Origin of the sequence: Micromonospora cremea (assembly GCF_900143515.1) — a bacterium.
Lineage (GTDB): Bacteria > Actinomycetota > Actinomycetes > Mycobacteriales > Micromonosporaceae > Micromonospora > Micromonospora cremea.
The window spans coordinates 3,303,577-3,317,790 of the sequence record NZ_FSQT01000002.1 but is presented as its reverse complement, the minus strand read 5'-3'; the positions used below and the strand labels follow the sequence as shown (position 1 = coordinate 3,317,790).

17 protein-coding genes are annotated in these 14,214 nt (G+C 72.6%); 5 read left to right on the top strand and 12 right to left on the bottom strand.

Going from position 1 to position 14,214, the window contains the following annotated elements:
• Positions 1-2: 2 nt before the first annotated feature.
• Both BUS84_RS29050 and BUS84_RS29045 read right to left on the bottom strand, forming a co-directional pair.
• On the bottom strand, positions 3-284 hold the full coding sequence (locus tag BUS84_RS29050; protein ID WP_074317333.1) for an adhesin: 282 nt from the start codon (positions 282-284) through the stop codon (positions 3-5).
• Between the two features lie 195 nt (positions 285-479).
• Positions 480-1,553, bottom strand: coding sequence for an NAD(P)-binding domain-containing protein (locus tag BUS84_RS29045; RefSeq protein ID WP_074317331.1), 1,074 nt, complete (start codon positions 1,551-1,553; stop codon positions 480-482).
• A 109-nt stretch (positions 1,554-1,662) separates the two neighbouring features.
• Between BUS84_RS29045 and BUS84_RS29040 the strand changes: the two genes are divergently transcribed.
• Positions 1,663-2,382: an MIP/aquaporin family protein gene (locus BUS84_RS29040; RefSeq protein WP_074317329.1), complete on the top strand. Its 720-nt coding sequence runs from the start codon at positions 1,663-1,665 to the stop codon at positions 2,380-2,382.
• A gap of 100 nt (positions 2,383-2,482) precedes the next feature.
• Positions 2,483-4,063 (top strand): D-alanyl-D-alanine carboxypeptidase/D-alanyl-D-alanine endopeptidase, encoded by a 1,581-nt coding sequence (gene dacB, locus BUS84_RS29035; RefSeq protein ID WP_074317327.1) that lies wholly within the window; start codon positions 2,483-2,485, stop codon positions 4,061-4,063.
• Between the two features lie 137 nt (positions 4,064-4,200).
• Here the strand turns inward: dacB and BUS84_RS29030 are convergent, their stop codons facing one another.
• From BUS84_RS29030 to BUS84_RS29015, 4 genes are all read right to left on the bottom strand, one after another.
• The gene (locus tag BUS84_RS29030) at positions 4,201-4,422 is read right to left on the bottom strand and encodes a hypothetical protein (protein ID WP_244298762.1); all 222 of its coding nucleotides are present in this window, start codon (positions 4,420-4,422) and stop codon (positions 4,201-4,203) included.
• Positions 4,423-4,538: 116 nt separating this feature from the next.
• Complete coding sequence (locus BUS84_RS29025; RefSeq protein ID WP_074317325.1) at positions 4,539-4,976, bottom strand: nitroreductase family deazaflavin-dependent oxidoreductase; 438 nt, start codon at positions 4,974-4,976, stop codon at positions 4,539-4,541.
• A 90-nt stretch (positions 4,977-5,066) separates the two neighbouring features.
• Positions 5,067-6,032 (bottom strand): hypothetical protein, encoded by a 966-nt coding sequence (locus BUS84_RS29020; RefSeq protein ID WP_208869754.1) that lies wholly within the window; start codon positions 6,030-6,032, stop codon positions 5,067-5,069.
• A 195-nt stretch (positions 6,033-6,227) separates the two neighbouring features.
• The gene (locus BUS84_RS29015) at positions 6,228-6,821 is read right to left on the bottom strand and encodes a pentapeptide repeat-containing protein (RefSeq protein ID WP_074317323.1); all 594 of its coding nucleotides are present in this window, start codon (positions 6,819-6,821) and stop codon (positions 6,228-6,230) included.
• A gap of 89 nt (positions 6,822-6,910) precedes the next feature.
• On the opposite strand from BUS84_RS29015, the gene BUS84_RS29010 reads away from it, so the two are divergent.
• Entirely contained in the window at positions 6,911-8,143 is a 1,233-nt protein-coding gene (locus BUS84_RS29010; protein ID WP_074317321.1) for a serine hydrolase domain-containing protein, read from the top strand.
• A 52-nt stretch (positions 8,144-8,195) separates the two neighbouring features.
• Positions 8,196-8,837 carry an NAD(P)-dependent oxidoreductase gene (locus BUS84_RS29005; protein WP_074317319.1) on the top strand — a complete coding sequence of 214 codons (642 nt, stop codon included), beginning with the start codon at positions 8,196-8,198 and terminating at the stop codon, positions 8,835-8,837.
• Positions 8,838-8,920: 83 nt separating this feature from the next.
• Here the strand turns inward: BUS84_RS29005 and BUS84_RS29000 are convergent, their stop codons facing one another.
• Positions 8,921-9,385 carry a PPOX class F420-dependent oxidoreductase gene (locus tag BUS84_RS29000; RefSeq protein ID WP_074317317.1) on the bottom strand — a complete coding sequence of 155 codons (465 nt, stop codon included), beginning with the start codon at positions 9,383-9,385 and terminating at the stop codon, positions 8,921-8,923.
• Positions 9,386-9,427: 42 nt separating this feature from the next.
• Positions 9,428-10,063 carry a DUF6642 family protein gene (locus BUS84_RS28995; protein WP_074319193.1) on the bottom strand — a complete coding sequence of 212 codons (636 nt, stop codon included), beginning with the start codon at positions 10,061-10,063 and terminating at the stop codon, positions 9,428-9,430.
• Between the two features lie 304 nt (positions 10,064-10,367).
• Here BUS84_RS28995 and BUS84_RS28990 point away from each other — a divergent pair, with 304 nt between their 5' ends.
• Positions 10,368-11,156 (top strand): D-Ala-D-Ala carboxypeptidase family metallohydrolase, encoded by a 789-nt coding sequence (locus BUS84_RS28990; protein WP_074317315.1) that lies wholly within the window; start codon positions 10,368-10,370, stop codon positions 11,154-11,156.
• A gap of 96 nt (positions 11,157-11,252) precedes the next feature.
• Here BUS84_RS28990 and BUS84_RS28985 read toward each other — a convergent pair whose 3' ends face one another.
• The 4 genes from BUS84_RS28985 to BUS84_RS28975 all read right to left on the bottom strand — a co-directional run bounded on the left by BUS84_RS28985 (position 11,253) and on the right by BUS84_RS28975 (position 14,082).
• Positions 11,253-11,720: a hypothetical protein gene (locus BUS84_RS28985; RefSeq protein WP_074317313.1), complete on the bottom strand. Its 468-nt coding sequence runs from the start codon at positions 11,718-11,720 to the stop codon at positions 11,253-11,255.
• Positions 11,721-11,823: 103 nt separating this feature from the next.
• Positions 11,824-12,069, bottom strand: a complete 246-nt coding sequence (locus tag BUS84_RS37820) for a DUF234 domain-containing protein (protein ID WP_143728555.1) — start codon at positions 12,067-12,069, stop codon at positions 11,824-11,826.
• Positions 12,070-12,121: 52 nt separating this feature from the next.
• The gene (locus BUS84_RS28980; protein ID WP_074317311.1) at positions 12,122-12,850 is read right to left on the bottom strand and encodes a response regulator; all 729 of its coding nucleotides are present in this window, start codon (positions 12,848-12,850) and stop codon (positions 12,122-12,124) included.
• A complete protein-coding gene (locus BUS84_RS28975) occupies positions 12,829-14,082 on the bottom strand; it encodes a sensor histidine kinase (protein ID WP_074317309.1) in 1,254 nt (417 codons plus the stop codon). The genes BUS84_RS28980 and BUS84_RS28975 overlap by 22 nt, the downstream gene beginning before the upstream one ends.
• Between the last annotated feature and the right edge of the window lie 132 nt (positions 14,083-14,214).

Below are 14,214 nucleotides of genomic sequence, written 5' to 3'. Positions count from 1 at the left end.
TGCTACGCCTTTTCGGTGAAGCCGAACTGGATGATGCCCTCGTCGTCGACGGTGGCGTCCACCGAGGCGTCGCCGAGCAGTTCGACGGCGTCCTCGTCGAGGAAGATCCGGGCACCCTGGTTGTCGACCACGTGGTCGCCCTGCGCCGGTTCAGGCACCAGTTCCACGGTGAGCGACCCGGCCTCGGCGTCGGCGGCGATACGCACCCCGCCGTCCTCGGCGACGTCCTGCTGGTTGGCGAGGTCACGGATGACGAGCACGGCGTTGTCGGTCATGGTGAGCATTGGCGGAACTCCTCGTGGATTCTCGGCTCGCGGTCGGTTACCGCACAGACCGGACAATCGGTCCGCGTACGAGCACACGTGGGAGGCGACAGGAGGGGCGAACGGTCGTCGCCGTCGCATCGCGTCGGGGCAGCTGACGGGCCCCGTCATCGCCTACGGTGCCCGCTGCCGGGCGATCCGTCAAATAGAGCCGGATCAGTCGAGTGCGTGGGCCGGGGCGAGCAACGCACGGATCTCGTTGACCGCGGCGCGGCCGGCCCGGTTCGCTCCGATCGTGCTGGCCGACGGGCCGTACCCGACCAGGTGAATCCGCTCGTCGGCGACCACCCGGGTGCCGTCCATCGTGATACCGCCGCCCGGCCCGCGCAGTCCCAGCGGGGCGAGGTGGTCGAGCGCGGCACGGAAGCCGGTGCACCAGAGAATGACGTCGGCCGGCACGAACCGCCCGTCGGCCCAGGCCACCCCGTCGGGCGTGATCCGGTCGAAGACGGGTAGCCGGTCGAGGACGCCGCGCTCGCGCAGCCGTCGTATCTCCGGGGTGACCGGCAACCCGGTCACGCCCACCACGCTGCCCGGCGGACGCCCGGCCCGTACCGCCTCGTCCACCTGGGCCACCGCGGCCCGGCCCAGCTCGGTGCCGAACTCCTCGTCGCGGAACTCGGGTGGTCGGCGGGTCACCCAGGTGGTCTCGGCCGCGACGGTGGAGACCTCGGCGAGCAGTTGCACCGCGGAGGTGCCGCCGCCGACCACCACCACCCGGCGGCCGGTGAACTCGTCCGGGCCCCGGTAGTCGGCGGTGTGCAGCTGCCGGCCGCGGAAGGAGGACCGGCCCGGGTAGTGCGGCCAGAACGGCCGGGTCCAGGTGCCGGTGGCGTTGATGAGGGCCCGCGCGGTCCACTGGTCGCCGTCGGTGCGCACGTCCAGCCGACCGTCCGGACGGGACTGCACCGCGCGGACCCGCACCGGCCGCCGTACCGGCAGCTCGAAGGCCCGCTCGTATCCCGCGAAGTACGCGCTGACCTGCTCGGCCGCCGGCCGCTGCGGGTCGCCGGGTGGGAAGGGCCACCCGGGCAGGTCGTGAATGCCGTGCACCCGCTCCAACAGCAGGGTCGGCCAGCGGTGCTGCCAGGCTCCGCCGGGGCCGTCGTCACCGTCGAGGATGACGAAGCCGGTGCCCGGGGCCAAGCCGGTACGACGCAGGTGGTAGCCGGCGCTCAGGCCGGCCTGGCCGGCCCCGATCACCACGACGTCGACGGAGTGGGTGTCCACGCGGTGTACAACGCCGAACGTGCCGCCGCTCTGCCCGCCCTGGCCGTCACACCGGTCACAGACGATGAGTTGAGCACCCCGTCGCCCGAATTGTCCCTACGCTCGGTGAATGGAAGACGCCCGTCGCGCGGTCGCCGAGTTCCTCGGCACTTTTCTGCTGGTCTTCTTCGGGGTCGGCAGCGCCATCGCGGCGCGCGTCCAGGGCGGGGTGGTGGTTGTCGCCCTGGCCTTCGGGTTCGTCATGCTCGCCCTGGTCTACACGATCGGCCCGCTCTCCGGCAGCCACGTCAACCCGGCGGTGACACTCGGCGCGCTGCTGTTCGGCAAGATCTCGATGCTCGGCGCGGTGGCCTACTGGATCGCGCAGTTCGCCGGCGCGACCGTGGCCAGCTTCCTGCTCTGGGCGCTGACCCGCTGGGGCGACGTGGTGGACCAGACCGGGGCGCTGGGCGCGAACGGCTACGGCGCGAACATCAACCGGGGCGGCGCGGCCGTGCTGGAGATCGTGCTGACCTTCCTCTTCGTGCTGGTCGTCCTGGTGGTGACCAGTCGCACCGAGCACCCCGGTGTCGCCGGGGTGGCCATCGGGCTGGCCCTCGCCGTGACCCAGTTGGTCGGCGTGACGCTGGACGGCGCCTCGGTCAATCCGGCCCGCTCGTTCGGCCCGGCGCTCTTCGAACGTGGAACGGCGCTGCGGCAGCTCTGGCTGTTCATCGTCTTCCCGCTGCTCGGAGGGGCGCTCGCCGCACTGGCGGCACCACTGATCATCGGCCCGCAGCGGCATTACTGGGGTGGGCACGAGAAGCCGGTGCGCGGGCACACCGCCTGAGTCCGGGTGCCCGGTAGCAGCCGTCCAGGCGGAACATGAACGGCAATAACCTTCGGCTTCAGCTCTTCTCCGGCGGAAATCTTCGTGGCAGCATCAGCGCATGCATCGCCGTCTCTTTCCCCGGGTCCTCGCGCTGGTCGCGCTGGTCGCCACCGCGGCCACCGCCGGCGCGCCCGCCACTGCCGAGTCGCCCACCCCCGCGACGACCCACCTGCGCGCGGCCATCGACACGATCCTCGCCGACCCACGACTGACCGGCGCGCAGGCGTCGGTGGTCGTGGTCGACACCAGCACGGGACAGACCCTCTACGACCGCAACGGGGACCGGCGGCTGATCCCCGCCTCCAACACCAAGCTGCTGACCTCCACCGCCGCTCTGGAGCTGCTCGGCGCGGGGCACCGCTTCGGCACCGACGTACGCACCACCGGCAAGCGTCGCGGCGGGTTGCTCTCCGGCAACCTCTACCTGCGCGGCGGCGGCGACCCCACCATGCTCGCGGCCGACTACGACGCGCTCGCCGCGCAGGTCGCGGCCGACGGTGTCCGGGTGGTGACCGGCAACCTGATCGCCGACGACACCCGTTACGACCGGACCCGGCTCGGCCCCGACTGGACCTGGGACGACGAGCCCTACTACTACGCCGCCCAGGTCTCCGCGCTGACCGTCGCGCCGGACACCGACTACGACGCCGGCACCGTGATCGTGCACGCCGCCCCGGCTGACCGGGCCGGCACCCCGCCGGTGGTCAACACCACCCCACCCACCGGCTACGTCCGGATCGACAACCGCGCCGAGACGGTCGCCACGGGCGAGACCTCGATCTCGATCGAACGCGAGCACGGCGGCAACACCATCGTGGTGAGCGGGCAGATCGCGGTCGGCGACGAGCCGGCCAGCGACTGGGTGACGGTCTGGGAGCCCACCGGCTACGCGGCCGACGTGTTCCGGGCGGCCCTGCACCGGCACGGCGTGCGGGTGCTCGGTCGAACCGTGCTCGGCCAGCCCACCCCGGATGCCGCCCACCCCGTGGCCCGGCACGACTCGATGAGCCTGGGTGAGCTGATGACGCCGTTCCTCAAGCTCTCCAACAACGGGCACGCCGAGGTGTTGACCAAGGAGATCGGCCGGGTGCTGTCCGGCTCAGGCACCTGGCCGGCCGGGCTGACCGCGATCAGTGAGTACGTCGCCGACACCGGGATGGACACCGGCACGCTGCGCCAGCGCGACGGCTCCGGGCTGTCGCGGCGCAACCTGGTCCCGGCGACGGAGTTCGTCGACCTGCTGGCCGCCGTGCGGGCCGAACCCTGGTTCGCCACCTGGTACGCGGCGCTGCCGATCGCCGGGCAACCCGACCGGTTCGTCGGCGGCACGCTGCGCAGCCGGATGGCCGGCACCGCGGCGGCGGGCAACGTGCACGCCAAGACCGGCAGCCTGACCGGGGTCTCCGGGCTGTCCGGCTACGTGACCAGCGCCGACGGCCGGCTGCTGGCGTTCTCCATCCTGCTGAACAACTACCTCACCACGTCCGTCAAGGCGCTGGAGGACCAGATCGCCGTGGCGTTGGCCGGCCACCGCGAGGATGGCGCGGCCACGGCACGGGTGGCACCGCCGGCGGTGCCGGAGACGCCACGAACCCCGGAGGGCGTGGAGTGCTCCTGGGTCAAGCCGATCACCTGCTGACCGACGGCCGGGGGCGCACCGCGCCCCCGGCCGGGTCAGGCCGGGCGGTTCGGTGGGGGAACCACCGCGGTGGGGTCACCCCGCTCGATGAGCGCGGCGATCTCGGCGGCCCGCAGCCCGCGCAGCGCCAGGGTGCCTCAGCGGTGCAGCCGACACGGGTGCGGGCTGGCGTCGTTTCGGCAGACCATGCCGCCGGACCACCGGCGGGGCGCGTGCAGCAGCACCGCCCGTACCGCGAACTGGGTGTCCTCGCCCGTCACGTACGGCGGCAGGGGGATGTTGCGGAGCACCTCCCCCGGGGCTTCACCGGCGCCGGACGAGGCGGCCGGACGGACGCGGTGGGCGGTACTGCTGCTCATCTGCGCTGCCTCCACACTGGATGGTGGAACGGGGACAGCAGAAAGTTACGTGGCCATCGACGACGTGCGACGGACAAACTGTCCCGGCCGTCCGGGGCGGCACCGCGGACGCCAGGTCAGAGCCGTTCCAGCACCACCACCGGGATCTCCCGGTCGGTCCGGGCCTGGTAGTCGTCGTACGCCGGCCAGATGGCGGCCATCGTGGGCCACATCCGCGGCTTCTCCTCGGGCGTCGCGATGCGCGCCCGCGCGGGAAACGTCTCCGGGCCGACCTGCACCTCGACCTGCGGCTCGGCCAGCAGGTTGAGGACCCAGGCCGGGTGCTTCGGGGCGCCGCCCTCGGAGCCGACCACCAGGTAGTCGTCGCCGTCCCGGCCGTAGATCAACGCGGTGCGGCGCCGCTTGCCGCTGCGTCGGCCGCGGGTGGTCAGCAGGAGCGTGTAGACCCCGGGCCGCCACTCGTGCCCCTCGGCGCCGCCGGTCTCGACGTACCGCTGGATGTGCTCGGCGACCCAGCCCGTCGGGCTGTCCACCACCTGCTCGCTGGATGTCATGAGCACTCCTCACGGGTCGGCGGTCCCTCGCGCTCAGGCTACTGCCGCCACGGGTGGTGGGCAGCCCGAACACGTGGCGACGGCCGCCGGTCAGCGCACCGCCACGGCTTGGAGGCCGACGTTGCCGCAGTGCTCGGTGAAGACCTTCTCGACGGTCCAGGTCAGCACCAGCCGGGCGCCCTTCGGTAGCCGGAACCGGATGGTGAACTGGGCGCTCTGGCTGGTGTAGGGGTCCTCCAGCCGCACGCTGCTGACCGGTCCACCGGTGGACAGTCGGGCGTCCAGCCGGCCGCGGGCCATCCAGGTCCCGGCGTAGAGCTGGACGACGCGCGGTTCGCCGCTGCCGGCGACGGCGAGGCTGAACCCGCTGCCGGCGCCGCAGGTGTAGACGCCGTTCGGGCTGCCGCTCACCGAGCGCTCCGACGTGCCGTCCCGCCAGCTGACGACCTCCTGGTTGCCGTCCCAGCCGACCCGGGTGCCGGTGCCACCCGCGTCGATGATCTCTCCGGAGCCGGCGCGCTTACGGACCGTCGAGTTGTCGCCGTGCAGGCCCCAGTGCATCCAGTCGCGGGTGCCCACGGCGGTGAGGTCGACCTCGGCGGGCACCTCCGCGCGGCTCACCGACAGCACCGGCGCCGCCGGGGGCGGCGGCGGCGGGGTTGGCGTGCTGACCGACGGTGTCGGGTCGGGCGAGGGCGGGCGCTGCCGGGGACGGAGGTTGGGCGTCGCCGGCCCGGCCTCGTTGGTACGTCCCTCCGCGCCGGGGAAGCCGGTGGGGCGGGCGGCCCCGGCGGGCACGCCGCCCGGGCGGCCCTCCTGATCGTCGCCGGACTCAGGGCCGGACCGTGTGCCGAGGTACGAGACGAGCGCCACCAGGCAGACGAGCGCGGCGAGCGCCTCCACCGCCCAGCGCCGCCGCTTCCGGGTGCGGGTGAGTCGGCGCAGCGCGCTGCGGGTGTGGCCGGTGATGCTGGCGCGCGGTCGGTGCCTCGCTGGTCCGTCGGGCGGATCGTCCCCGGCCCGCGAATCCGCGCGCGTGCGGTCTTCGTCCGCCACCGACCCCTCCACCTCCACCGCCCGGCCGCCATCGAGCGTCGCGGATCGCACCGTCCACTGTGGGCCCGCGCTCGCATCCGGCGTGGACGACACGCTAGATCCGGACGGGCGGGTGTGTCCAGTCCGGAACCGGACGGTATCGGACAGCCGGGTCCCGCCGGACGGGGACGTCGGTCGATCGGGAGCGCCCTCGCGTCAGCCGATCCGGAAGCCGAGCGCCTGCGCGATGACCACGGCCTGCTCGGCGTCGACGATGGCGCCGGCCCGCTCGACGACCGTCGGGTCGAGCGCGGTCAGGTCACTGCCGCGCAGGTCGGCGTCGCTGAGCCGGGAGCTGTGCAGCTGAGCGCCGGAGAGGTCGACGCCGGTCACCGTGGCGCCGGTGAGGTTGGCGCCGGTCAGGTCGACCTCGCGCATCCGCACGTCGGTCAGCCGGACGCCGCGCAGGTCCGCGCCCGGCAGCGCGGCGAAGGACCAGTCGCCGCCGGCGACCGTCAACGGGCGCAGGTCGCACTGGGTGAAGGTGCTGCCGACCAGCTTGCAGCCGGTGAACTCGGCCTCGAAGAAGTTGCACCGCTTGAAGACGCAACGGGTGAAGGCGGAATCGACGTGCCGGGAGGCGTTGAACAGGACGTTGCCGAAGGTGCAGCCGGTGAAGACCGCGCCGCGGCTCACCGCCTCGGTCAGGTCCACGTGGAAGAACTCGCAGCCCACGAAGTGCCGGTCGGTCAGCTCTTCGCCGTACCAGTCCTCGTGGCGGAAGGTCACGTCCTCGGTCAGCTCCGGCATCCGGTCAGGCTAGTGCCGGGCACCGACAGCTGGCCGGCCGGTGGCGGGCCCCTTCCGGTATCGGCGTACCGGCTAGTAGGTTCGGCGGCGTGAGTGTGGCGCGGAGCAAGGACCCGGATCAGATCGGCTTCGACCCGGCGCGGCTGGCCCGGATCGACGAGCACTTCGGCCGGTACGTCGACGACGGCCGGCTGGCCGGCTGGCAGGTGGTGGTCACCCGTCGCGGCGAGGTGGCGCACTCCTCGACGTACGGCCTGCGGGACCGGGAGTCGGGCGCGCCGGTCGAGGCCGACACGCTCTGGCGGATCTACTCGATGACCAAACCGGTCACCTCGGTCGCGGCGATGATCCTGTGGGAGGAGGGCCGCTTCGAGCTGACCGACGAGATCAGCCGCTGGCTGCCGGAGTTCGCCGACCTGCGGGTCTACTCGAAGGGATCGGCGCTCAAGCCGTACACCGTGCCGGCGATCGAACCGATCCGGGTCTGGCACCTGCTCACCCACACCGCCGGCCTGACGTACGGCTTCATGCAGACCTCCGTGGTCGACGGGCTCTACCGGGCGGCCGGCTACGACCTGTACCCGCCGGCGGACGTCGACCTGGCCACCGCCTGCGCGGCCTTCGGCGAGCTGCCGCTGCTGTTCCAGCCCGGCACCGCCTGGGGCTACTCGGTCGCCACCGACGTGCTCGGCCGGTTGGTCGAGGTGGTCTCCGGGCAGAGCCTCGACGCGTTCTTCGCCGACCGGATCTTCGGCCCGCTGGGCATGACCGACACCCGATGGTGGGTCGAGGGCGACGAGGCCGAGCGGTTGGCCGCGCTCTACGTGCCGGACCCGCGCAGCGGCCGGGCGGTCCGCTACGACAGTCTCGGCTCGCTCGCCCACAGCAAGCCCGCCCTGCTCTCCGGCGGTGGCGGCCTGATCTCCAGCGCCGCCGACTACCACCGCTTCACCCAGTTGCTGCTGCGCGGCGGCGAGCTGGACGGCGTACGCCTGCTCGGGCCGCGCACGGTGCGTTTCATGACCCGCAACCATCTGCCCAACGGCCAGGACCTGGGCACCCTGTCCACCGGCGGCTTCGCCGAGACCACCTTCGACGGGATCGGCTTCGGCCTCGGCTTCGCGGTGGTCGACGACCCGATTCCCAGCCGGGTGCCGAGCAGCGTCGGCGAGTACTACTGGGGTGGGGTGGCCAGCACCGCGTTCTGGGTGGACCCGGCCGAGGAGATCACCGCGCTTCTCTTCACCCAGCTGATGCCGTCGAGCACGTACCCGCTGCGCTCCCAGCTGCGCCAGCTCGTCTACGCCGCCCTGGTCGACTGACGGGATCCTCGTTCCACCGACGGGCGGCTGACCCAGTCCCTAGCCTGAGCTGGTGAGCACCATCGTCGTGTTTGGCGCGGGCGGCACCGCCGGGTCGCGGATCACCGCCGAGGCGGTCGACCGGGGGCACCGGGTGATCGCCGCCGTCCGCCGCCCGGAGGCCACCTCGTACCTGCCGGCCGGCGTGCGGACGGTCACCGGTGACGCGACCAGCGAGCGGAGCGTCCGGGAGCTGGCGCCGGACGCGGACGCGCTGGTCGTGGCCATCGGCGGCGGCGGGCGCGAGCTGTGGCGCAACGCGGCGGAGAACCTGGTGACCACGCTGCGCGGGATGCCGGCGGCGCCGCGGATCATTCACCTGGGCGGCGGGTCGACCCTGCTCACCCCACGTGGCACCCGCATCCTGGACGAGCCGGACTTCCCGGCGCAGTACCGGGACTCGTCGCTGGGCCAGGCGGACGCCCTCGACTACTACCGCACCGCCGCCGATGGAGTGAGCTGGACGTACGTCTCGCCGCCCCCGCTGGAGTTCCACCCCGGCGAGCGCACCGGGCACTACCGCACCGGCACCGACCAGCCGGTCACCGACGACCAGGGCCGTTCGGTGCTGACGTACGAGGACCTGGCGGTGGCGATCGTCGACGAGATCGAGCAGCCGCGACACCAGAACGCGCGCTTCACCGCCGCGTACTGATCACCCTTCCGCGCTGTCGATGCCCTGGATGTGGGGCAGCTCGACAGCAAGCCCGCGCCCCAGGGGGTGCCACCCGCCAACCGTCAGTCGGCGAGCCGGGCGGGGAAGCCGCCGGTGGCGATCGGGCCCCAGGCGTCGATGGTGACCCGGATCAGCGACTTGCCCTGGCGGACCATCGCCGCCCGGTAGTCGTCCCAGTCCGGGTGCTCGCCGGAGATGCTGCGGAAGTACTCGACCAGCGGCTCCAGCGCCTCGGGCAGGTCAAGCACCTCGGCGGTGCCGTCGAGCTGCACCCAGGGCCCGTCCCAGTCGTCGGAGAGCACGCAGGCCGAGACCCGGGGGTCGCGGCGGATGTTGGTCACCTTGGCCCGCTCCGGGTAGGTGGAGACGACCAGCCGGCCCTGGCTGTCCACGCCGGCGGAGACCGGGGAGGACTGCGGGCGACCGTCCGCCCGGGTGGTCATCAGCACGACGCGGTGTCGCGGCCGGAGGAAGTCGAGCAGGGTGTCCCGGTCGACCCGGGTGTTCTTCGCGATGCTGCGCGCCATCATTCGTTCCTACCAGGGCGACCGCGACGCGGCGGCGGCGGGTCAGCCGGGCCGGGCCGAGCGGTGCACCGCCTGGGCCGGCACCCGGGGCCGACCGGCGGGGCGCCAGGCCCGGCCGTTGGCGTAGATCACCCGGAAACCGAGGTACGAGGCGAGCGGTGCCCAGTGCGCCGAGCCCATCCGCAGTTCGGCGGCATTGTGTCGCTGACCATTGGCCAGCACGTCGAGCAGCACGGTTTCGAAAGCGGCCGATTCGACCCAGTCGACTTCCCGGGTGAAACCGCAGATCAGCGCGGCTCCGGTGACTTCCAGGAACTCGCGCAGCACCGCGTCCGAGGCGCGCAGCACGGAGCAGCTGCCGAAATAGAGCCGGCGCCCCTCGCAGCGGCCGGCCATCAAATCGGCCACCTCGTTCAACTCCACGGACTGCCAGTCGGTGAGGCAGAGTCGGCTCGGCTCGCCGTGCATGGCGAAGAAGCCGACCCGGTGGTCGGCGTACTGCTTGAGTAGCCAGCGGTCCAGGAAGTAGAAGAGCTCGTCTCGGGTGGCCGCGTCCTTGTGGATGAAGCGGATCTTGCCGAGCCGTTCCAGCAACTCGAGGGTGGGCAGCACGGAACCGCGCTCGTTGAGGTCTCGGTGCCACTGGCCCTCGACACAGAAGACGCCACCGCGTGCCACGTGCACCTCCGCCAGTCCGCCGCCCGAGGCTGACGGTACCGGCCGCCTATGACAGAGGAACATCACCCTCGGTGTGACCGATTGCGACGTTCGGTGTGGTTGCCCGTCGGCGGGGTGATCGGAGGTGAATGGCTGTTTCACAAATCAGCCGAATTCCCAGGCAATACCCAGGCAAGGCCGTTCGTGAGGACAATTCTCGTTAATTGCCGCCAACCGCCCTGATCGGTGCGAGGGTGGAAATCGCGGGACGTCCCGGTCGATGTCCCGGACCCACCCCATTCGCTCTCCTATCGGGAGGACTTCTGTGCGCGTAAACACCTTGAAGCGAGCTGCCGTCGCATTCGCCCTGGCGCTGCCCGGGGCCGCGATCGCCTCAGTGGTCGCCGCGCCCGCGGCGCACGCGGACGGCTGCTACACCTGGGATCGCACCCTGTCGCAGGGGCGCTCGGGCAGCGACGTCCGACAGTTGCAGATCCGGGTGGCCGGTTGGGCCGGGGACCGGGACATCGTCGAGAACGACGGCATCTACGGACCGAAGACCGCCGCCGCGGTCAAGCGGTTCCAGCAGGCGTACGGGCTGCGGGCCGACGGGATCGCCGGCCCGCAGACCTACGCCAAGCTGTACCAGCTCCAGGACAACGACTGCACGCCCGCGCACTTCAGCTACAGCGAGCTGGACGACGGGTGCGGTCGGGGCGGGTGGACCGGCGGCCCGCTGTCGGCGGACCAGACCCGGCAGAACGCGCTGCGCACCATGTGGAAGCTGGAGGCGCTGCGCAAGGGCCTCGGCGACAAGCCGCTCTACGTCTCGGGCGGCTTCCGCAGCCGGAGCTGCAACAACCAGGTCGGCGGCGCGTCGGACAGCCAGCACCTGTACGGCAACGCGGCCGACGTCACCTCGCGGACGTCGTCGCTGTGCCAGGTGGCCCGCAGCGCGCGCAACAACGGCTTCAGCGGTCTCTACGGGCCGGGCTACCCCGACCACGACGATCACGTGCACGTCGACTCGCGGCGGGAGAACAACAGCGACAACAGCTCGAACACGACGAGCTGGTCCGCGCCGGACTGCGGGGTCGGGGCCGGCAACGACTGAGGCCCGGGCAGCACGACGCCGGCCCGGCGCGGGTGGGGAACCTCGCGTCGGGCCGGCGTCGTGTCGCCCCGGGACGGGCGGGCGGGGGTAGCGCGCTCAGCTCGCCCGGGGCCAGCGCGGCGCGGTGACGGGGGGAGTCACCGGCCGGCCGGGAGCGGTGGGCCGTACCCCGGGTGGCACGACCCGCGCGGCCGGGTGCCGCACCGTCAGCCCGTTGGTACGCGCGGCCTGGGCCGAGTAGCCGGCGGGACGGGCGGAGGACGGCCCGGTCGCGGTGAACGGGAAGGGCACGTGCACGAAGGGGTTGCCGTGCCGAATCAACGCCTCGATCTGTCGCTCGTTGAGCCCGTGTGTCTCGAGCACCCGCCGCCCCCAGCGGTGCAGCCGGCAGGGGTAGGAGGCGCCGTCGTTGCGGCACAGTGGCCCGGTGGGCCACTCCTCGGCGGTGTGCACGACCACCGCCCGGACCGCCAGCCGGACATCCTCGGGGGTCAGCGGCGCCGGCACCGGCACCTCACCCAGCACCTGGTCGATGGGATCCGTCGACTGCTCACCAACTCGCACGGCAGGCCTCCCGCAGTTCGGCAGCGATACGGCGGACCAGCCGCACCGACATCCTCGGGCAGTGGTACGGCCAACACCGGACGAAAGTTCAATCCGGTACGCGTTAAGCAGATCCTCCGGAGACAACACGGGTATCCCCTCGACGGCGGCGCCGCGACGCGACACGGCCAGGGCCGGCGCCGACCACGTCGATCTCCGGGTCGTTGCTCCTGGTCCAGTAGCCACCGATCACCGCCGCCTCCGCGGGCAGAAGATCGCCGGGTAGCCGGCGCAGCACCTCCCGGACGACCGGGGAGAGCATGCCGTTCAGCAGAGAAAGCTCATGATCACGTCCCGCAAAGCCGTCCATGCCGTCACCCCTGATACTTCCAACGCTGGAACATTCAACAATGAGTGCAAAGTCAGACCAGGCCGGCATCGTGCACCAGCAGGGCCACCTGGACCCGGTTGTTCAGGTCGAGCCGGGTCAGCAGCCGGGAGACGTACGCCTTCACCGTCGCCACGCTCATGAACAACTCCCCCGCGATCTCCGCGTTGGTGCAGCCCCGACCCAGCGCCACCGCCACCTGCCGCTCCCGCTCGCTGAGCCCGGTGAGCAGCCGCAGCGCCCGCTCCCGGCGCGAGTCGGGGCCGGCCGGGCCCGGGGCTGGGCCGGTCACATGGGCGATCAGCGTCCGGGTCACCGTCGGGGAGAGCGTCGCCTCGCCGGCCGCCACCCGGCGCACCGCGCGCACGATCTCCGCCGGTGGGGTGTCCTTGAGCAGGAAACCGGCCGCCCCGGCGCGCAGCGCCCGCAGCACCTGCTCGTCTGCGTCGAAAGTGGTCAGCACCAGCACCTCCGGAGGGTGCGGCTGGGCGCGCAGCGTCTCGGTGGCGGTCAGCCCGTCCACCCGTGGCATCCGGATGTCCATCAGCACCACGTCCGGGGCGTGCGCGGCGACCGCGGCCGGCACCTCGCCGCCGTCGGCCGCCTCGCCGACCACGATCAGGTCCGGCAGGCCGCCGAGGATCATCGACAGCCCGGCCCGGACCAGGGCGTCGTCGTCCACGATCAGCACCCGCACCGGGGTGATGTCCGCGCCCGCCCCGGTCTCGCCGGGGAGCCCGGTCACGCCGGCCACGGCAGCCAGGCGGCCAACCGGAAGTCGCCCGCGTCGTCCCGGCCGTACGCCAACCGGCCGCCGGCCAGGGTGACCCGCTCGGTGATGCCGACCAGGCCGGTGCCGGCGCCCGGTAGCTCACCTCCGGTCGGGGTGCCCACCGGCCACCGGTTGCTGATCGCCACGGTCAGCCCGGTGCCCGGCCCACCGGCGAGTTCCACGGTGACGGCCGCGCCGGCCGCGTGTTTGCGGGCGTTGGTCAGCCCCTCCTGGACGATCCGGTACGCGGCCCGCCCCAGCGCCACCGGCACCTCCTGCGCCGCGACGACGCTGTCGGTGACGTTCACCCGCACCCCGGCCGCCCGCGACTCGGCGATCAGGGCGGGCAGGTCGGCGAGGGTGGGCTGTGGGGGCTCCGGGGCGTCGCTGTCGCCCTCCGCCCGGAGCACCCCGATCACCTCGCGCAGGTCCTGAAGGGCGGCATGTGCGCTGCCCCGGATCACCCCGGCCGCGCGGGCCACCTCGTCCGCCGGCGCGTCCGGGCGGAACTCCAGCGCCCCGGCGTGCAGGCTGAGCAGCGAGATCCGGTGGGCCAGCACGTCGTGCATCTCCCGGGCGATCCGGGTGCGCTCGAGGTGGCGGGCCTGGGCGACCCGCAGCTGCTGCTCCTCCTCGGCCCGCTCGGCTCGATCCCGCAGCGACACGATCAACTGCCGCCGGGCACGCACGAACATCCCCCAGGCCAGCACGGCGAAACTGATCACCACGCCCCACGCCGCCGTGACCCAGTACGACATGTTCGGGTCCGGACGCAGCCAGCTGAAGACCATGTTGGTGACCAGACCGAGGCCGGTCACCGCCACCGCCACGGCGGTACGCCGGTGCACCACCACGGTGAAGTAGAGGATCACCAGCGGGATGGCCGAGGCCATCGAGAACAGCGTGAGCGGTGCGGTCGCCAACGCCAGCCCGAGCGGCCACCGCCGGCGCAGCCAGAGCAGCCCGCAGCAGGCCAGCCCGAGCAGCGCGTCCACGCCGGTCATCCAGTCGTGCGGCAGCGGGGGCGTGATGGCCGGGTCGGGCGACAGGGCGTCCGCGGTGACGAACAGCACCCAGAGCAGGGAGAGCAGAAAGGCCAGGGTGTCGACCGCCCAGTCCCGGGTGGTGCGGCGTGGCCGCCGGGTCGCCGCGTTCGGGTTGGCCGCGTCGGCCAGCGCCCCGGGCAGCAGCCAGGGGTGTTCCGGCACGGCGAGGCTGGTCACGAGGCCATGCTAGGCAGCCGAACGCCGCCACGACCAGCTACCAAAGTCGAGACCCTTTGGTCGACCAAGGTCGGTGCGGCACCGACCGGTGGCCGCAGCGGATGGCCGGGCGGCCCGGGCAGGCTCGACGAC

Excerpts from the sequence above, each read along its gene's own strand:
- BUS84_RS29050 (WP_074317333.1), bottom strand. The coding sequence starts at position 284 with ATGCTCACCATGACCGACAACGCCGTGCTCGTCATCCGTGACCTCGCC.
- BUS84_RS29040 (WP_074317329.1), top strand. The coding sequence starts at position 1,663 with ATGGAAGACGCCCGTCGCGCGGTCGCCGAGTTCCTCGGCACTTTTCTG.
- dacB (WP_074317327.1), top strand. The coding sequence starts at position 2,483 with ATGCATCGCCGTCTCTTTCCCCGGGTCCTCGCGCTGGTCGCGCTGGTC.
- BUS84_RS29030 (WP_244298762.1), bottom strand. The coding sequence starts at position 4,422 with ATGAGCAGCAGTACCGCCCACCGCGTCCGTCCGGCCGCCTCGTCCGGC.
- BUS84_RS29025 (WP_074317325.1), bottom strand. The coding sequence starts at position 4,976 with ATGACATCCAGCGAGCAGGTGGTGGACAGCCCGACGGGCTGGGTCGCC.
- BUS84_RS29015 (WP_074317323.1), bottom strand. The coding sequence starts at position 6,821 with ATGCCGGAGCTGACCGAGGACGTGACCTTCCGCCACGAGGACTGGTAC.
- BUS84_RS29000 (WP_074317317.1), bottom strand. The coding sequence starts at position 9,385 with ATGGCGCGCAGCATCGCGAAGAACACCCGGGTCGACCGGGACACCCTG.
- BUS84_RS37820 (WP_143728555.1), bottom strand. The coding sequence starts at position 12,069 with ATGGACGGCTTTGCGGGACGTGATCATGAGCTTTCTCTGCTGAACGGC.